Raw genomic sequence first — 16,996 nt, forward strand, 5'->3', positions numbered from 1 at the left:
AAATTCGCGGCAACTTTTAAAAGTTTGCCGCGTTTTTTGGTTACGGGGTTGTTTAAAAGCCACTAATTAAATTATTCAATTTTTTAAGGTAGGGTTTAAAAGGCCATATCAGGATAAAAAATGACGCAGATTAAAAAAATAGGACTTTATACTTCGGGCGGAGATTCGCCGGGCATGAACGCTGCCATCAGGGCGGTTGTACGTACGGCTATATATTATGGTATCGAGGTGATGGGCATTCGCCGTGGTTATGAAGGCATGACCAAGGGCGATTTTGTACCCATGAACCGCAAATCGGTTTCAAACATTATTCAACGCGGCGGTACTATACTAAAAACCGCACGCTGCGATAACTTCCGCACGCCCGAAGGTCGTCAGCAAGCATATGACCATCTTAAAAAGAATAACATTGATGCCCTTGTAGGTATTGGTGGCGATGGTACATTTACCGGGGCCAAGGTTTTTGGTGCCGAATATGATATGCCTATCATTGGCCTGCCAGGTACTATTGATAATGATTTAATGGGTACCGATTTTACCATAGGTTATGATACCGCCATTAATACGGTTGTTGAGGCTGTGGATAAAATTCGTGATACAGCAGAATCACATGACCGCCTGTTTATAGTTGAGGTAATGGGCCGCGACTCGGGCCTGATCGCTTTGCGTACGGGTATTGCCGCAGGAGCCGAAGCTATACTTATCCCCGAACACAAAGGTGGCATGGAAGGCTTATTTAACCGCCTTGAGCATGGCCGTAAAGATAAAACATCGCGTATTGTAATTGTTGCTGAAGGCGAGGAAGCCGGTGGCGCATTTGAGGTTGGGCGCCTGGTACAGGAGCGTTTCCCTAATTATGACACCCGTATATCTATATTGGGTCACATCCAACGTGGTGGCGCCCCAAGCTGTATGGATAGGGTATTGGCCAGCCGGGTAGGCGCAGCCGCTGTTGAAGCTTTAAGAGACGGCCACCGCAACGAGATGATTGGTATCATCCACAACGAAATTGCCTATACGCCGTTTGAGCACGCCATTAAACATCATGTAGAGATTAATCCCAACCTGTTGAAACTGGTTGAGATTTTATCGATGTAATTTTACTGAAACAAACATATTATATATAGAGGCACAAATTGTTGTGTCTCTATTAATCTAAAAAACAAATCCGGCCATTACAGCAGGTGTCTTTCTGCTTTGTATCCCCTAAAAATTCGTCAGGCTTTCTTTTTCAAACTGCTCATCAACTGATCGTACAGATCATCGCTATCGGTTTCACGTGGTTTAAGTTTTTTAACCGTAGCCCTTTTCCCTTTTGATTTGGCCTTGATAATTTTTAGCAACTCGTCGTTGTATTCATCCTTGAATTTAGATACGTCAAAATCCTCGGCATATTGGTTAATAAGGGCAAGGCCAACGTCAAGCTCTTTTTTACTTACGGTTACATCTTTGGCTATGTCCAGGTCTTCGGCACTACGTATTTCCTGCGCAAAACGAATGCGGGTAACTACCAGCGCATGATCAACAGGGTGTACAATGCAAAGGCTTTCGGTACTGCGCAGTACAAAGCGCGCCAGTCCCGCTTTTTTTGACTGGATGAGGGCTTTCAACAAAAGGGCATAGGCCTTGTTGCTTTTAGTATCCGGCTCGGTATAGTAGGATGTTTCGTAAAACATAGGGTTTACGTCGGCAATATCCACAAAGCTTTCAATCTCGATGATTTTACTTTTTTCGGGGGCGGCATCCTCAAAATCCTGGTCTTCTACAATCACATAATCGTCATTGGCCAGCTTGTAGCCTTTCACAATTTTATCGTAGGGTACTTCCTTGTGCGTTTTCTCGTTTACCCGCTGATACCTGATCCGTGAATGATCGCGGCTATCCAGCATATCCAAATCAAGCGAACTTGTTTGCACGGCCGAATACAGCTTAACCGGGATGCTAACCAATCCAAAACCAATTGAACCTTTCCAGATAGATCTCATATCAAAGCGTTTCCCTATATAACTTAAAATGCAGTCAAAATGTTTGGACGGCAGATTCCGCTTTCCGCCCAAACATTTCCAACATTATGCCTTTAAATTAACGCCAAACGAAAGTTTTTTCTCTTTCAGGGGACAAAGGGTTAGGCATTAAACAGCCCGTTCCGCTCCTGCTCCTGGTAGTTTTGAACCGTTTCAATGGCATTGTCAACAACATCGCTAAGGGCAGTAATAAAGCTGCCAGGCTTGGCCAGGCTCATGGCGTGTTTAATGGCGTCAATCTCTTTTGATACTACTTCGCAAGGTTTATTCGGGTCGACAGAAAAAATGCCTTCTTTAAGCAGGTTTAATATATTTTCTTCGGTACGGCCGCGCAGGTGTTTTTCCTGCCGCAGGATAATGTAATCAAACATTTCGGCGGCTATTTTGCCAACCTCGCGGATGTCATCGTCGCGCCTGTCGCCCGTGCCGGCAATGATACCGATTTTCAATGGCGAATCGATATGCCTTAAAAATTCCTTGATGCCGTTAAAGCCATCAGGGTTATGGGCAAAATCAATCATAAAGCGGAAATCCTTGAAATCAAAAATATTCATGCGGCCAGGAGTTTGCGCTGCCGATGGAATAAAGGTTTCAAGAGACATTTTGATATCCTCGGTTTTGAAGCCCCACAAGAAAGTAGCCAGCGTGGCCGCCAGCACATTCTCAATCATAAACGGCACAGTGCCGCCAAACGTTAACGGGATAAGGATAGTACGCTGTACGCGGATTTTCCAATCGCCTTTTTGGATGGTGATAAAGCCATTCTCGCAAATGGCAGCTATCCCACCTTTGCGGCAATGTGCTTTGATGATGGGATTGTTTTCATTGCGGCTAAAATAGGCTATGTTACAATCGGCCTTGTTTCCTAAACGCACACAATATTCATTATCGGCATTTAATACACCCCAGCCATCTTTTTTTACCGAGTTTAACACGGTGCCTTTTACCCTTGCCAGGTCATCCAGCGTATGGATATCGGCCAGGCCAAGGTGATCTGCCTGGATGTTGGTAATTACGCCAATATCGCAAAAGCCAAATCCCAGCCCCGAGCGCAGGATGCCGCCGCGGGCGGTTTCCAATACGGCAAAATCAACGGTAGGATCTTTCAGGATAAACTCCGAACTTACCGGTCCGGTAGTATCGCCTTTCAGCATCATGGTGTTTTGCACATAAATACCATCAGATGTGGTAAAGCCCACCCGGTGCCCGTTATTTCTTACAATATGCGCTATCAGGCGGGTGGTGGTGGTTTTTCCATTAGTACCAGTGATGGCAATAATAGGGATGCGTGCCGACTTGCCCGGAGGGTATAGCATATCCAATACATGGCCGGCGACGTTGCGTGGCAGCCCTTCGCTTGGTGCAATGTGCATCCGGAAGCCCGGCGCCGCGTTAACCTCCAGTATTACGCCGCCATTTTCGGTAAGTGGCTCGTGCAGGTTTTCGGCCATAATATCAATGCCGCAAATATCAAGGCCGATTATTTTAGAGATTCGTTCGCAGATGAAAACGTTTTGGGGGTGTACGTGGTCGGTAACGTCGACAGATGTACCGCCGGTACTTAAGTTGGCGGTGGATTTTACAAATACTTTTTCGTCTTTAGCCGGTACTGTATCAAGAGTATAGCCCTTTTTTTCAAGCAGGTCGATGGTGTCGCGATCAATCGAGATCAGTGTCAATACATTCTCGTGCCCGTAGCCACGGCGGGGATCGGCATTTTCCTTGTCTATCAGTTGTTGTATGGTTGATACACCATCGCCCATGACATGAGCCGGATCGCGCAGGGCGGCGGCAACCATTTTATTATCAATTACCAGCACACGGAAATCATAACCGGTAATAAAGCGTTCCACAATAACCCTTCGCGATATTTTGGCGGCATGCTCATAGGCGGCAATAGCTTCTTCTTCTGTACGGATATTGATAGAAATGCCCCGGCCGTGGTTACCATCCAGCGGTTTAAATACCAATGGGAAGCCAACCTTGCGAATGGCTTCGGCTACGCCTGCAACAGATGATATAGTGATGCCTTTGGCAACCGGGATAGCCTGCTCCTGCAGCATGCGCTTGGTTTCATCCTTATTGCTGGCAATATCAACAGCTATGCTGCTGGTTTTCTCGGTCATGGTAGCGCGGAAACGCACCTGGTTTTTGCCATAACCTAACTGTACCAGCGATTGATTGTTAAGCCTGATCCAGGGGATATCCCTTGCAATGGCCTCTTCCACAATTGATCCTGTACTTGGCCCTAAACGGGTATTCTCGCGGATTTCGCGCATCTCCTGTATATCGGCTTCCAGGTTATAGTCTTCGCCTTTTATCAGGGCCTCAGCAATCCGCACGGCCGATTCTGCCGCAAAGGCGCCCACCTTCTCTTCAATATAAGCAAAAACAACATTGTAAACGCCTTTGGTTTTAGTTTCACGGGTACGGCCAAAGCCTGTATCCATGCCGGCAAGGGTTTGTATTTCAAGCGCTATGTGCTCAATAACGTGCCCCATCCAGGTGCCGGCAATAACCCGCTGAAAAAAGCCGCCGGGTACTCCGGGCGAACAGCGGTGTGCGTATAACGAGGGAAGTAGTTTTTCTAAACGCTCATAAAAGCCATCAATCTCGTTAGTTGGCTTATGTTCCATTTCCTGCAGGTCAAGCCGCATCTGTATTAACTTTTTGCGGTTTATGCTCCAGATGTTCGGGCCGCGCAACACTTGTATATTCTCAATCTTCATAGGCTTGTTACAAAATTCTTTAAGGGCTTAATTTCTTTAAAACTATAAAACTTAATAGTGTAAATAAAACATTTAAGGCTAAAAAGGCATTATTTGTTTATAACAGACTGAGTTTTTGGTTCATTTTATCGTAATTTGTGGTTTTATTAGTTGATTGGGTTGGATTAGGTTGATTGAGAGAGTGGTTGCTTTTGTTTTTGGGCAAACTAAACTAATCAACCTAATCCAACCCAATCAACGCAAAACTTAAAAGAAATGATTGTCCCGAAAGGAAAACTAATTATTATAGGCGGCGCGGTTGATATGGGTAGTAACGTAACCATACAGGAACACATTTTACAGCCTGATTATATTAAATTTTTTGAACAGGGCATTTTAAAGCGGATCATTACCGAATCGGCAAAGCACAATGGCTCATTAATTGAAGTGATTACCACTGCATCGCAAATTCCGGAGTTGGTGGGCGAAGAATATGTTAAAGCATTTGGGCAGCTTAATGTTACCCATGTTAATGTATTGCACATTAAAAGCCGGGAAGATGCCGCAAAAAAAGAATATTTAGACCGCATCCGCAAAGCAGATGTAGTTATGTTTAGCGGGGGCGACCAATTGAGGCTGACCGCGATTTTTGGAGGTACTGAGTTTTTACAGATCCTAAAAAAGAGATATCAGTTTGAAGATTTTGTAATAGCAGGTACCTCGGCCGGCGCAGCTGCTGCATCAACCCACATGATTTACCGTGGGCAAAGTAACGAAGCGCTCATTAAGGGAGAGGTACAGATAACAGCGGGATTGGGTTTTGTTGATTCTGTTATTGTTGATACACACTTTGTGCAACGTGGCCGCATTGGTAGATTAATGTACGCCGTAGCAACAAACCCCGGCATTTTGGGTATCGGCCTGGGCGAAGATGCCGGCTTGCTGATAACCGAAGGCAGTGTAATGGAGGCCATCGGTTCGGGGCTGATTATTTTGGTTGATGGCAGGAATATTGTAGCAACCAATATTTATGATGTAGAAATTGGCTCACCGGTTTCTATCGAAAATTTAAAGGTACATGTTATGTCTATCTACGATAAATATGATTTGGCAGCGCATCGTTTAATGATAAAAAAGACAGTTAAGGTTGAAGAGGGCGTGTTCATAAACGCGCCCGACAGCGATCTTTTGCAATAGGCCCCACCTAAATCCTCCCCGGTAGGGAGGACTTGAAGAAAATGGGGCATAACGGTTAAAGATAAAATTTCTGTAATTATGCAGGAACAGAAAAAAGGCCTAATTTAAAGTCTCCCCTACCGGGGGAGATTTAGAGGGGGCTGAGGGGGCTATGAAATGAAGATCATTATCCATGGCGGTTTTTTTAGCGAATCGCAAACTAACCAGGAAGTAAAACAGGCCAAGCAACAGGCTTTAAAAGATATTGTGCAGGCCGGTCATAAATACCTGTTAAGCCATACCGCGTTGGAAACCGTTGTTTATACCGTTAGACTGCTGGAAGATTGCGATTTGTTTAACGCCGGTACCGGATCGCAGATTCAGAGCGATGGCAAAATCCGTTTAAGCGCATCGTTAATGGACGGAAAAACGCAGAAATTTTCGGGCGTTATTAATATCGAAGATGTAAAAAACCCCATTTGCATAGCCGAAAAATTAATGGCTTTTGATGATCGTGTTTTGAGCGGCAAAGGTGCCAAGGAGTTTGCCACCAATAATGGCGTAACTTATTACAATCCCGAAACACCACAGCGCAGGCATGAGTATGAGAAAAAGCTGAGCGACTCCATCAGGTTGGGGACCGTTGGCTGCGTAGCGCTCGACCTTTATGGCAACCTTGCGGCGGCAACATCAACAGGGGGGAAAGGCTTTGAAATGCCTGGCCGGGTGAGCGATTCGGCTACTACAGCGGGCAATTACGCCAATGGTTTTGCAGCAGTATCCTGCACAGGTGTTGGCGAAGACATTGTGAGTGGCTCGGTAGCCTCAAAGATTGTTACGCGGGTTACTGATGGTTTGCCAATTTCGGTTGCTGCCGAGAAAACGTTAGATGAAATGAAGCCCTACGATGGTTTTGCCGGCATTATCGGTATTTCGGCAGATGGCCATATTTATCACGCTGATACCCATCCCTATATGGTTTGGGCGCTGCATGACGATGATGTCGAGGTTTTTGATTAACGTTCAGCCTGCTTTTATACTCCGCCCGAAGTATCCTCTCCAAAATGGATAATATTACCGTTGTTATCCAGAATGCTAAACTGGCGCCTTTTCCAGGGCATGTTTTTAAGCTTGCCGTTGGGGTGAACTACGCCTTGAGGCGTATATTCTGCATATAGCATGTCAACCTCAGTCACATTGATGTAACAACCGGTATTTTTAGGAACTTCAGGATCATCGGTAGGCCAAAGGTGAATGGTGATTTCGTCCCGGTTAAAAATAACATAGCCATCCCAGTTAGCCACCAATATAAAGTTTAGCTTTTCGGTATAAAATTGTATGGTTTCTGCGGCATTCAGTGATGCCAGGATGGGGATGGCTTTTTGTAACATGGCTTAAAAATTGACTTAATTCAGGAGAAAAACTCAAATATACCTCAAAAAATTTTGCATGTAACAACTTTGTTAAAGCGTGGCTACGTTTTTTTGTTGATTAATAAATAGGTTTGTTATTAACTGATCTTATTAATTATTAACTATGAAACTAAAACTACTTTTTTCATGCCTGCTTTCTGCGGGCATAGGCGCACAGCTGTCCGCGCAGGAAACCGTTGACCCTGTAATGGTTCAAAAAATCCGCGAAGAGGGTCTTAACCATTCTAAAGTAATGGAAACCGCCTTTTACTTAACAGATGTCTCCGGTCCGCGCCTGTCGGGTTCGCCAGGTTTAAAAAGGGCTCAGAACTGGGCTGTTGAACAATTGAAAACCTGGGGTATAGCCAACGCCAAATTGGAATCATGGGGTAAATTTGGTAAAGGCTGGGAAGTTCAAAAAAACTATGCAGCTATTACAGTTCCCTACTATCATGCCATTATAGCCATCCCTAAAGCCTGGACACCAGGTACGGGTGGTTTGATAAAAGGCGATATAATGGTATTAAAGGCAGATTCAGCCGCCGAGCTGGAAAAATACAAAGGCAAGTTGGCCGGTAAAATTGTGATATTTGACACCAAACCACTTACCGAACGTACATTTAAATCAGATGCTGCCCGTTACACCGATGAAGAGCTTGATAAAATGGAAAAAGCTACCATGGCGCCCACCCGCCAGCGTACGGCATTTGATCCAAACTCGCCGCAGTTTGCAGCAATGCGTAAACAGCGGGCGTTCAGGACCATGTTAGGGACATTTTTGCAGGACGAGAAGGTTGCCCTGGTACTTAGCCAGGCCCGCGGCACCGATGGTACCGTATTTACCACCAACGGTGCATCATATGCAGATACCGCAAAAGCCGTTGCGCCCGAACTGGAAACCAGCAGCGAGGATTTTCAACGTATTTTACGCCTTGTAAATGCAGGTAAACCAGTACAACTTGAAGCTGATATTAAAACCCAATTTTTTACCGATGACCTGCAAGGTTACGACGTAGTTGGCGAGATACCTGGTACCGACAAAAAGTTGAAAGACCAGGTAGTAATGATAGGTGGCCACCTGGATTCATGGCACGCCGGGACAGGCGCAACAGATAATGCGGCAGGCAGCGCGGTAATGCTGGAAGCTATGCGGATATTAAAAGCTATCGGCTTTAAGCCAAAACGCACCATCCGTATAGCCTTATGGAGTTCGGAGGAGCAGGGGCTGTTTGGCTCACGGGGATATGTGCTTAACCACTTTGGCGATCCTAAAACCATGGAACTGAAGCCGGAGCAGGCCAAACTATCGGCCTATTACAACCTTGATAACGGTACAGGCAAAATACGCGGTATCTATTTACAGGGCGACTCAGCCGCCGGGCCCATATTTAAGGCATACCTGGAGCCGTTTAAAGACCTGGGCGCCACTACAGTTACCGTTGGCAACACAGGCGGTACCGATCACCAATCGTTTGATGCTGTTGGTATTCCGGGCTTCCAGTTTATACAGGATGCTATTGACTACGGCTCGCGCACCCACCACAGCAACCAGGATACTTACGACCGCCTGATTGAAGATGACCTGAAACAAGCCGCTACCATCATAGCATCATTTGTGTACAACACCAGCCAGCGCCAGGAAATGATACCACGCAAGGAACTCCCTAAGCCGCAACCGGCAAGAGGATTTTAGCAGATAGATATTTTTTAAAAGCCCCCGGCACTGCTGTTCGGTTTTGGTAGGGGATGGACGGGGTGTTCGGGGCTTTTAGTGTAATGTTTTGTTTTTCAGATAGTTAAGTGTTCGGATGTAATAAGCGCTAAAAATTACATTAGCTCATTATCAGCAACTTAACTCTTTTTTGGTGTTCGGGGTGTATGGTGTGGCGAACATGGTTTGTTGCGAGTATTAGAGTGCTTTAGGTTAGGTTGGTAACCTTTTCTACCACTTTGTCTTTCAGGTTGTTAATGGCTTTGGTGCCTGCGGGTACTTTTTCTTTGACGGTTCGCCAGCTTTTATCCAGGTTGTCGGTTATTTTGCCACGCAAATCGGCGGTATCATCGGCAAGCAGCAGGTAGACAATGGCTCCGGCAGCGGCTAATCCGATAACTACAGGGACCAGCACATTATTTTTTTGGGTTTTGAATGGGTTTTTCATAGCATTTTATCCGGTATGGTGTATGTGTTGGCAACAATACGCAGCGCTGAATGTTTTATTTTAATTAAAAAGCAAGGCCATTTCGCTGTTTTTTTATAGAAACAAGTATAAAAAGCATAATTATTAATTAGAAAATTAACCCAAACGACAACCCTTCAAAATCAAAAGCCAATTAGCGGCACAGCCCCCAAAGCCCAATCCGTGGTGACTTTGGCCCCCCTTACCTATAGCAATTGTTGTATGGCGGCTAACACCAAAATGTAACAGCGCGGTAATCCCAACCAGGGCCGGTACTTGCGTTATACCCGCCGACAAAAACACTGCAATTATTTGCAGGCAAATGATAACAAATCATCAATTTATATTCGATAAAGTTTAAAAAAAGCGCCGGTTTTTGAAAAAAAGTACAGGTGTGTGCCAACAGGGATACTACCTGTCGACGCTTACTTTTGCGCTGCGAACCCTTGTCAGCCCCCGCTCCGAACACCGCCGGTTACTTTCTGTACCCTTACGGGCTCCTAAAAAATGGGAGGGTAAGGGTATTGTTTGGATATGGTATCCGGGTTTCTGATGGGCGCCGCACCGAAGCCCGCCCTGCCAACCGGCTTGTGTTCCCCCGGAGCAATTTTCAGGCGCTTTTTGCTAAAATGTTTTAGCAGATCAGTGCAACGCCGGGTTGGTTCAATTGTTACCGCCATCAATTTACCGGCACCGGCAATATGATCTGCCCGCCCGAAATTCTGGTTTTATGCACCATCGGTGCTACCCGTTTGTAGCAACAACATACCACCACGTTTTTTTGCCCCGTAGCGGGCTACCTTCCAACATGCGGGTAACCTACAGAGGGGTACAGGTAGCACCTACGGCGCACAAATCATTTTGTTATCGGGGCTACAAACGGGTAGCGCCTATGGCGCAAGCTGCGAAGGAGGGGCAATATGCAAACACTGCCCTACCACCTAACAAGCTTACCCCATAGGTGTTCGGAAGAAATAAAAAAGCGGGGAATGTGCGATTCCTTCCTTGGGGAAGGGGGAGGTAGGGGTTAAATCAGGCGTTCAGGTGCAAGTTTTAGTCGCGCGGTGAAACCCCTCCCTGCTTTTGCGCACATTGCCAGCCGCACCCCTCCCGTGGTGCTACTGTGTGTACACATGTTTTGGAAACTTATCAATAAATAGAAAAATGTCATTACGAACGAACTGGGGTGGACTTTGAGCGTTGGCGAGAGGAGAAACGATCTCTTGAGCGTAGCGAAAAATCTTAAACGCCCTGCAATTCGATAGGCTTTTGGGGATGCAAGGCGAAGATTTCTCCTCGTACCTCGTTCGTGACATTTTCTTTTGTTTTAAAGATGTGTACACACGGTAGCCCGTGGTGAGGGAATTAAAAAAGTGTTCCGAACAGCTAACAACCCTACCCCAGCAAAGCCAGAAAACCGGCCAGCGTGACGGCCATATCCGCCGGCTGGCTGGTGCAGGCCACATTTTCGAACTCGTGCCAGGTGGGGTCGATGGTGGTATCGAACGTTGGGGGGCGCAAATCGGGCAGGTGCCAGTGGTGGTGGTAAAACCAGGTTTGGTCGATCAGTTTGGATTGGATGAGGGCGGCGAGTTCCTGAATGCCCACATAGCCCGGGTTGGCAAACACTACCGAACCGTATTTTTTATAGTTGCCGCCATCGCGGTACAGGTAGTTGAATTGGATGTTTGCCATGCGGCAATTTAGGCCGATGACTTTGATTGGGCAATCGGAGATAAGTGAACTTTTAGGCCAAAACCCGGCTTTCCCTGACCTGTCGCAGCAAAATTTCTTGCCCTTCTTCAAGCGACATGATACCGCCTAATTCTTTTAAAGATGGTTCATCATGATAGATGCCGTTTGGATCATTCCATGACAGCCATTCAATCAAGTCGTTGCGCGACATTTTGTTAACCAACGCAATCAATTCAGCCTCTGACAATTCTGTTAATGATTGGTAATTGATACCGAAGTTTTTTAGATAGCCCATGCATAAATATAAGATGAATATGTTTGATAGTCAAGCTTTTTACAGAGAATATTTGTTGTTTTTCCCCTTTTATTTGCTTGCGAAAATTTCGTTATGCAGTCTCAAAAACTCGGTTTTAGGGTAAAACTTACGCGGCTCAATAAGTGGCTTGCCATCGTAATCTATAAAGTTTTGTTTGATGGACGATACATCTTTATAGGTATAGAACGATGCGGCGATTTTGATCTTGAAATCCTCGGTAACGGTAATCATGTACTTATCAAATGCTTTGTCGTGCAAGGCATTTAACGCGAAGCCGTTTTGAGGATTTAGCCTGTTATTTTTATCCTTGCTCCAAGGCGCAATATGGCTGGCCACCAAAAGGCCGGGTATGCTAAGCCCGGTTATGCAGCATTGGTTATTATAGTTTGATAATACCACGTCCCTGAAAATGGATTGATTTAACCGCACCTTAACCGTCCTGGTTGTTTCCCGACCTTCGGTTTCCTCGTAATCATCTAAATTGATATTGTAAATTTTTTCGACTGTCGTATGAGTTTTTTGGGCGAGCAGAACTTCCCCCTCCATATATTTCTCGTCCCAGTTTTGCAAATATTCATTCCAAACAACTTTATCCAGTTTGCTGGCATTGCCCATGCCTTTAATGCCGCGCTGTTGTAAAACAGGGTCTAAACTGGCAAAGTTCACAAGCTTCAGGGCCACGGCTCCGGGTTTTCTGCCAATTAAATCTGCCAACGCTTTAACCTGTGGATTGCCCTGGTGTATTTGACCGAAAAGCAACTTGCTGTATAAGTTGATTGCTAAAGTTAGTTCTTCTTTTGTCCAGAGCGTTTGGCCTTCTTTCATGGTTGGTTATCTTCTGTTCGAAAATACATGTTTGTTTATGATTTACATATTTCAATGAGAATCTGCGTAAGTGAAAACATTATATGATAAATTACATTATAAATTGGGGACTCATTCGCTAAAATAAGCTCATTTTTATTTTATGACCGATATACATTCAGCTCAAGTTAGAAGTTATAATATGTCTCGGGTTAAGAACAAAAATACCAAGCCTGAGCTATTAGTTCGAAGGTTTCTTTTTTCGAAAGGCTATCGTTATCGGTTACACGACAAAAAGCTTCCGGGAAAGCCTGATATTATTCTTCCAAAATATAAAACGGTAATATTTGTTAACGGTTGTTTTTGGCACGGGCATGAAAGCTGTAAATATTACACTATTCCAAAAACGCGAACAGAATGGTGGATAAAAAAGATTAACGGCAATATTTTTAACGATAGATTGGTTCGAGATACATTAAAAAAATCAGGATGGAAAATCGTTGACGTATGGGGATGCGAATTGAAAAGCTCCTTGATTCATAATACGTTAAATAATTTGATAGAAAAAATTTTACACTAAAGTCAATTTTTTATTGGGGCTATTTATGTAAAATTTTATACATTTATAGATTTTTGTTTACTTTTTCCATACTTTGGTATAAAATTTAAGATAACCTGAACTGTGTCTCAAAAAGATAGTAACTTAAAGGCGGTCGATTTTTTCTGCGGAGGCGGGGGTATGAGCTATGGAATGCTTCAAGCGGGCATAAAAGTAATAGCAGGAATCGACTATGAATTGAAATGTAAAGAAACATACGAAGCAAATATTACTGGTGCTGAATTTATTGCAGCAGACGTTTTTGATTTGAAAGAAGAAGATCTTGAAAAAAGATTAAATTTAAAGAAAAATGACGACGAGTTAATTCTTATTGGCTGCAGTCCTTGTCAATTTTGGAGCATTATTAATACAGAAAAAACCAAATCTGAAAAGTCCAAAAATCTTTTGAAAGAATTTACAAGATTTGTTAAATACTTTAATCCGGGATACGTTGTTGTCGAAAATGTTCCAGGCGTGTTACGTAAAAAGGAAGAAAGTGGATTACAGGACTTTATTGAGTGGCTTGAAAGAGAAGAAAATGGCTATAAAGTACATTTCAATGTGCATAATGTAAATGATTTTGGCGTTCCACAGAGCAGAAAGAGGTTTACACTTATAGCTAATAGAGTCACTGATAAAGAGATTCAACCATTAAAGCTTGATGGGAAAAAAAGAACAGTACGAGATGTATTAGGTCCGGAAAATGGCTTTCCGGAAATCAAACCTGGTCATACAGATACTACTCCTTTTTTGCATTCCGTTATGAAGTTGGGCGAAATCAATCGGGAACGATTATTACTTGTGGAAAAAGATGGTGGAAATAGATTTGGTTTTGCCGGAATCCCTCATTTACAGCTACCTTGTTTTGTGGGAAGAGATGATTCGTTTAGAGATACATTCGGCCGATTATGGTGGGATCGACCATCGCCGACAATCACAACAAAATTTTACAATATATCGAATGGACGCTTTGTTCATCCACAAGAAGATCGCGCGCTTTCTTTGAGAGAGGGGGCGGTTTTGCAGTCTTTTCCGATGGGTTATAAATTTTTCGGAAAAGGAATTGATTCTATCGCAAGAATTATTGGCAATGCTGTACCGCCCATTTATGCACAATCAATAGGATCAGCGATTAAAAAAAATTCCTATGCCACCCTTTAGGACCAAAGCGAGAGCTGTAGATTTACTTGGAAAAGGGCAGATAGCCGATTTACCTACGGCAATTACAGAATTATGGAAAAATGGGTTTGATGCATATGCAGACAACCTAACCGCTGAAATTTATCTAAAGGGGTATAAAGATTTAATTGAGCCGATATTTGTAATGACCGACGATGGAAAGGGTATGTCCAATAAAGACATATTTGACAAATGGTTGGTCCTCGGTACAGATTCGAAAAGTAGAACGGGTGGCACCGACGAACAGGGAGCTGATACATTATGGAAAAAACCAAGAATTAAGGCTGGCGAAAAAGGTATAGGAAGACTTTCAGTTGCTTTTTTAGGATCACCAATGTTGATGCTTACAAAAAAAATAGGGTACAAACTCCAGGCGATGTATTTTGACTGGCGACTGCTTGAAAATTTCAACCTGTTCCTCGATGATATACAAATACCGGTTTTTGAAATAAGTACCATAGACGAGCTAAGAATAAAATTCGATTCGTTGAAGAAAGAATTCTTAAAAAATTTTGAAAAAACAAAAGACTCTGATGGTAATTTGATATGGGAAAAAGCTCAAACTGATTTACGGGATACTATTGTTACTGATACTAAAAAAATTAATTTACCGAATTTTTTTGAGGAAGAGCTCTTGCATGATATTATTGACCTTGTTGATGATCACGGAACAAAATTTGTAATATTTCAACCTGAAGAACAGATTCTTAATCTTATAAATCTTAACGATAATAATGATAATGCATTTGTTCAAACTAGTTTAGCTGGCTTTACTAATCAATTTAAAGATAAAAGTGAAAGGTTGCCAATAAACACTTTCTTCCCTATTCATAGGGAAGTTGGAAACGATACGGATTTTCTTAATCAGAAAGGCAACTTTTTCACTCCTGACGATTACAATTTAGCCGATATCATAATTGAAGGTGACTTTGATGGCAATGGTGGCTTCATAGGAAATTTAAAAATTTATAATGAAACGATTCCTTACAAGTTCTCCAATTCGAGAAAAAAAGATAGTAGAAGTTATTATGGAGCATTTCCTATTAAGTTAGGATATTCGCAAGGTAACTTTAACGAATCAAAACTTGACAGAATATTATATGACAAAATAAGCAGTAAAGTTGATCGATACGGCGCTCTATATCTTTATAGAGATGGATTTAGGATATTACCATATGGTAGGACAGAATATGATTTTTTAGAATTTGAGAAAAGAAGATCAATGCGAGCCGGTACATGGTTTTTTAGCCACAGACGCATGTTCGGGTTCATCGAGTTGGAAAGAAATAAAAACGAATACTTGAAGGATAAATCTAGTAGAGAAGGCCTAATCAATAATGCTCCATACCGTGCTTTCAAAAATGATTTAGAAGCGTTCTTTATTGATCTTGCGAAAGAGTATTTCAGTTCAGAAGCAAAAAAAAATGTATTTCTGAATAAGAAAAACGAGTTAAAAGATCAATCTGAAGCAATAAAAAAAGATAAAAAACGAGAAACAGAAGCAAAAAAGGCATTCTCAAGGAGCTTAAAAGAATATCCCAATAGATTTAAAGAATATCAGCAACGTTATAAAGGGTTGCTTCAAGATCTACAATTAAAGCTGAATAATTCCAAAATAGTCTATCAGGAGTTAGAACATCTTTTGGAGGAGCTTCAAAAGCTTGATCTTGAATTTAAAAACTTAATTCCTCAGATATCTAAAGCCTATAAGCCAACGGATCTGCAACTGGATAGACTTTACAAATATGAGGACGAACTCGTTAACTTTAACGATACAGTAAAAAAAGAAAGTGAAAGCTTATTAGCAAAGGTTCAAAAGGAACTTCAGATTAAGGAGTTAAAAATAGAATTTGTTAAACAGTGCAGTAGGTATCAAGCTGAGCTTGAAGCTGCGCTATATAGTAATAAGGGGTATTTAGATGATAAATTCCGATCAATTTCTCGAGAATTCGAAAATAAGTCATTATCTATTTTAGACGATTTAAAATTTAGTAAAGAAAATTTAGAACGTTCGATAACGACGAAAGAAGATGTGATTAACAATTCGCTAAATATCAAAGAAAAATTTGATGTTCTTCTTGAGCGGATCAATTCAGAGATTACTCCGTTAGTTGAACACGTAAGGAGGCTTTCATTTGACATAGATGAAGAGCTAGTTCAAGGTGCATATCGAGCTGAATATGAAAATATTAAATATCAATGGGAACAAACTAGAGATGCAGCGCAATTGGGAATAGCAGTAGAGATTATAGATCATGAATTTAATGTCCTTTATTCTCAGATCAATTCGGTAATAGACAAATTAGATTCTGAGATGCCTCAAAAAGCAAATTCTCTTTTTAATAATCTAAAACGGTCTTTCAAAAGTCTTGAGGATAAATATGGATTATTATCGCCGCTATATCGAATATCGGGCGTTAGTGCAAAAACTATAACTTGTAAATCACTTTTTGAATACCTTGAGGATTTTTTTGAAAGAAAAATTCACGAAGAGGCAATCAATTTTTCCGCTTCAAAAGCGTTTCTAAATCATAGTTTGGAAATCAAAGAGCCTGTCATTCATACAGTGTTTATTAACCTTGTAAATAATGCGATTTACTGGTTAAGAGCAGTAGACGAGAAGTTAATTTTCTTTGACTATATAAAAGCAACTGGAGAGATTTTGATTATGAATTCCGGTTTAAAAATCGAAGAACGACGAATAGAAAAGATTTTCGACCTTTTTTATTCGAACAGACCTGGCGGACGTGGCATCGGATTGTATTTGTCAAAACAAAGTTTGGCAGATAATTATTTTGATATTTATGCAACCAATGACCCCGAATATAATAGGCTAAATGGAGCTTGTTTTGTACTTAAACCTATTACCTTTTAAATATATCACATTTATGGCATCCCGGTTATATC

Annotated in this window: 14 protein-coding genes; 7 read left to right on the plus strand and 7 right to left on the minus strand. The window is 42.4% G+C overall.

Annotated features, from left to right (window positions below; all coding sequences use genetic code 11):
* Positions 1-120: 120 nt before the first annotated feature.
* Complete coding sequence (pfkA, locus tag BMX56_RS23850) at positions 121-1,098, plus strand: 6-phosphofructokinase (RefSeq protein ID WP_090652205.1); 978 nt, start codon at positions 121-123, stop codon at positions 1,096-1,098.
* A gap of 119 nt (positions 1,099-1,217) precedes the next feature.
* On the opposite strand, the gene BMX56_RS23855 is transcribed toward pfkA, so the two are convergent.
* On the minus strand, positions 1,218-1,985 hold the full coding sequence (locus BMX56_RS23855; protein ID WP_090652206.1) for a non-homologous end joining protein Ku: 768 nt from the start codon (positions 1,983-1,985) through the stop codon (positions 1,218-1,220).
* A 140-nt stretch (positions 1,986-2,125) separates the two neighbouring features.
* The gene (cphA, locus tag BMX56_RS23860; protein ID WP_090652207.1) at positions 2,126-4,753 is read right to left on the minus strand and encodes a cyanophycin synthetase; all 2,628 of its coding nucleotides are present in this window, start codon (positions 4,751-4,753) and stop codon (positions 2,126-2,128) included.
* A 255-nt stretch (positions 4,754-5,008) separates the two neighbouring features.
* On the opposite strand from cphA, the gene BMX56_RS23865 reads away from it, so the two are divergent.
* The gene (locus BMX56_RS23865; protein ID WP_090652208.1) at positions 5,009-5,929 is read left to right on the plus strand and encodes a cyanophycinase; all 921 of its coding nucleotides are present in this window, start codon (positions 5,009-5,011) and stop codon (positions 5,927-5,929) included.
* 156 nt (positions 5,930-6,085) lie between these two features.
* A complete protein-coding gene (locus BMX56_RS23870) occupies positions 6,086-6,928 on the plus strand; it encodes an isoaspartyl peptidase/L-asparaginase (RefSeq protein WP_090652209.1) in 843 nt (280 codons plus the stop codon).
* A gap of 14 nt (positions 6,929-6,942) precedes the next feature.
* On the opposite strand, the gene BMX56_RS23875 is transcribed toward BMX56_RS23870, so the two are convergent.
* Positions 6,943-7,299 (minus strand): VOC family protein, encoded by a 357-nt coding sequence (locus BMX56_RS23875; RefSeq protein ID WP_090652210.1) that lies wholly within the window; start codon positions 7,297-7,299, stop codon positions 6,943-6,945.
* 145 nt (positions 7,300-7,444) lie between these two features.
* Between BMX56_RS23875 and BMX56_RS23880 the strand changes: the two genes are divergently transcribed.
* Complete coding sequence (locus BMX56_RS23880) at positions 7,445-9,013, plus strand: M28 family metallopeptidase (protein ID WP_090652211.1); 1,569 nt, start codon at positions 7,445-7,447, stop codon at positions 9,011-9,013.
* Positions 9,014-9,239: 226 nt separating this feature from the next.
* Here the strand turns inward: BMX56_RS23880 and BMX56_RS23885 are convergent, their stop codons facing one another.
* From BMX56_RS23885 to BMX56_RS23910, 4 genes are all read right to left on the minus strand, one after another.
* Positions 9,240-9,479, minus strand: a complete 240-nt coding sequence (locus tag BMX56_RS23885) for a YtxH domain-containing protein (RefSeq protein ID WP_090652212.1) — start codon at positions 9,477-9,479, stop codon at positions 9,240-9,242.
* A 1,413-nt stretch (positions 9,480-10,892) separates the two neighbouring features.
* Positions 10,893-11,192 carry a hypothetical protein gene (locus tag BMX56_RS23900; protein ID WP_090652215.1) on the minus strand — a complete coding sequence of 100 codons (300 nt, stop codon included), beginning with the start codon at positions 11,190-11,192 and terminating at the stop codon, positions 10,893-10,895.
* 52 nt (positions 11,193-11,244) lie between these two features.
* Positions 11,245-11,487: a hypothetical protein gene (locus BMX56_RS23905; protein WP_090652216.1), complete on the minus strand. Its 243-nt coding sequence runs from the start codon at positions 11,485-11,487 to the stop codon at positions 11,245-11,247.
* Positions 11,488-11,556: 69 nt separating this feature from the next.
* Positions 11,557-12,333, minus strand: a complete 777-nt coding sequence (locus BMX56_RS23910; RefSeq protein WP_090652217.1) for an HNH endonuclease — start codon at positions 12,331-12,333, stop codon at positions 11,557-11,559.
* Between the two features lie 142 nt (positions 12,334-12,475).
* Between BMX56_RS23910 and BMX56_RS23915 the strand changes: the two genes are divergently transcribed.
* The 3 genes from BMX56_RS23915 to BMX56_RS23925 all read left to right on the plus strand — a co-directional run bounded on the left by BMX56_RS23915 (position 12,476) and on the right by BMX56_RS23925 (position 16,964).
* Complete coding sequence (locus tag BMX56_RS23915) at positions 12,476-12,892, plus strand: very short patch repair endonuclease (protein ID WP_090652218.1); 417 nt, start codon at positions 12,476-12,478, stop codon at positions 12,890-12,892.
* Between the two features lie 102 nt (positions 12,893-12,994).
* Entirely contained in the window at positions 12,995-14,071 is a 1,077-nt protein-coding gene (locus BMX56_RS23920) for a DNA cytosine methyltransferase (protein WP_218152480.1), read from the plus strand.
* Positions 14,058-16,964 (plus strand): ATP-binding protein, encoded by a 2,907-nt coding sequence (locus BMX56_RS23925; protein ID WP_090652219.1) that lies wholly within the window; start codon positions 14,058-14,060, stop codon positions 16,962-16,964. The genes BMX56_RS23920 and BMX56_RS23925 overlap by 14 nt, the downstream gene beginning before the upstream one ends.
* Positions 16,965-16,996 lie beyond the last annotated feature (32 nt).

The organism is Mucilaginibacter sp. OK283 (assembly GCF_900110415.1).
Classification (GTDB): domain Bacteria; phylum Bacteroidota; class Bacteroidia; order Sphingobacteriales; family Sphingobacteriaceae; genus Mucilaginibacter.